The sequence below is a fragment of the Candidatus Nitrosarchaeum limnium BG20 genome, assembly GCF_000241145.1.
Lineage (GTDB): Archaea > Thermoproteota > Nitrososphaeria > Nitrososphaerales > Nitrosopumilaceae > Nitrosarchaeum > Nitrosarchaeum limnae.
On sequence record NZ_AHJG01000268.1, the window covers coordinates 1 to 1817 of the forward strand.

The 1817-nt window shown below is 31.4% G+C and carries 2 protein-coding genes and 1 pseudogene; 2 read left to right on the forward strand and 1 reads right to left on the reverse strand.

Going from position 1 to position 1817, the window contains the following annotated elements; genetic code table 11:
- Together BG20_RS09525 and BG20_RS09530 are read left to right on the forward strand one after the other, a co-directional pair.
- Nucleotides 1-316, forward strand: a 316-nt coding sequence (locus BG20_RS09525) for a hypothetical protein (protein ID WP_010194480.1), incomplete at its 5' end; no start/stop codon positions are given.
- Between the two features lie 33 nt (nucleotides 317-349).
- On the forward strand, nucleotides 350-844 hold the full coding sequence (locus BG20_RS09530) for a DUF367 family protein (protein ID WP_048097206.1): 495 nt from the start codon (nucleotides 350-352) through the stop codon (nucleotides 842-844).
- Here BG20_RS09530 and BG20_RS09535 read toward each other — a convergent pair.
- A pseudogene (locus tag BG20_RS09535) lies at nucleotides 841-1817 on the reverse strand (ABC transporter substrate-binding protein); the annotation flags it as partial. The gene BG20_RS09530 and the pseudogene BG20_RS09535 sit on opposite strands and share 4 nt — an antisense overlap.

Consider the following 1817-nt stretch of genomic DNA (forward strand, 5'->3'; position numbering starts at 1 on the left):
CACTGCAAAAACTGATCAATCTACAGTCAATCTTAGGGTCACCTCTGAGTCTGGAGTTTGTGTTATTGGACCTGATGAAAACTGTCTTGTAAAAGATTCTACCCGAAAACCTGGACAAATATATGAAGTTGTATCTGTTGATGGTGTTAATCTAAAAATTAGATACAGCGGTCCTGATGTTTATCTTGAAAAATTTGATATCCTTCCAGAATCCCCTGATGGATTCTTACCTGATGCAAACTGGACTGTAGATATCATCAAAGAAGAACAAGCATCCCGATTTTATTATAGAGTTAATTACTCTGTTTTAGGGTAAGTTCAAAATACTGTTTACTCTGTATTATTTTAGATGAATCTTCAAGTTTTGATGTTTTATCAAGATGATCCAAAAAAATGTACTGCTGCAAAGATGGTTAAGTTTGGAATTGCAAAAAATATCAAAAAAATAGGAAATAAAGGACTGGTTTTGGATCCTTTTTCTGAAAAAACTCTTTTACCTTCTGATAAATCTTTGATAAATTCTATAATTGGAATTGATTGCTCTTGGACTCTGGCAGATCAGGCATTCTCAAAAAAATTTAATGGTATTAAAAGAAAATTACCTCCATTACTTGCAGGTAATCCAGTTAATTACTCAAAATTAAATAAATTAACTACTGCTGAATCTCTTTCTGCATCTTTATTTATTCTAGGATTTAGAGACGATGCACTTGCAATTCTTGACAAGTTCAAATGGGGACACACTTTTTATGAATTAAATCAAAATCTGTTAGACGAATATTCAAAACTTGAATCTGAAGATCAAATAGATATAATTCTAAAAGAATATGGTTTGTCTAATTAATGATTTTTTCTTTTTTTAATATATGATACACCAATAACTACACAAATTCCAATTACTATCAACCAAATCGCTTCAAAATTATCTTTTCTATTAAATTCAATATTGACTTGGTTAATTTCTGGCAAAGTATCTTTGCTCTTTACTACTAAGAAACTTGTAGAATAATAGTCTGGTTTTAGTACTGAATTGGAAATAGCAAATATTTTTAGATCTTTTGCACCAACTCCTAGTTTTTCTACGTCTTCCCCTGAGATATTTATCTCTGTAAAGTTTTTATCGATTTTAATTATTTCAGATAATGTTGAATTTTTATTATTACCTGTAATAAAATAAAGAAGTGAATCTGCATGTGTAGTTTCTACATCTATGTTTAGCTTACTTTCTTTTTCAACTATATCTGGTACATTGACCTTGACTATCTCTGGAAATATGGTACTTTCAAATTCTGCCCAATGACCTTCTTTGAAAGGATATGTCTGATCATCGAATGCATTGACTGTAATTGTTCTTGATTCTGGTGAATATGCACTAAGATAAAATGGTCCATTACTAATTACAGCGTGATTGTGTTCTGTAATCCATTTTGATGCTGCATTATATCTACCGTTAAAATAATCAAAACCAATTTTAGATGATTCCAATGATTTTGGAATAAATTTTTTCTCACTAAATTCATCCAAGTATCTTTTAATCATCTGAGCATCATTTGGAACAATCAGTGAAATCCAACTGATGTTTTTGTTGGTAGCCCCTGATCTTGAAAAAGATGCTTTACCATCTAGAACTGCTTGCTCCATCGCAGCTGAAATCTCCCATGGCACAGTACTCCATAATGATGCCCATTCGGCAATTTCTCCTTTGTCAAAATGCCAATAATTCACGTACACATCGATTGTATTTTCATCGATAACTTTGATTCCAATAATTGTTTGAATTGATTGGGAGACAATTGGAGTAAATTCTGCATCATACG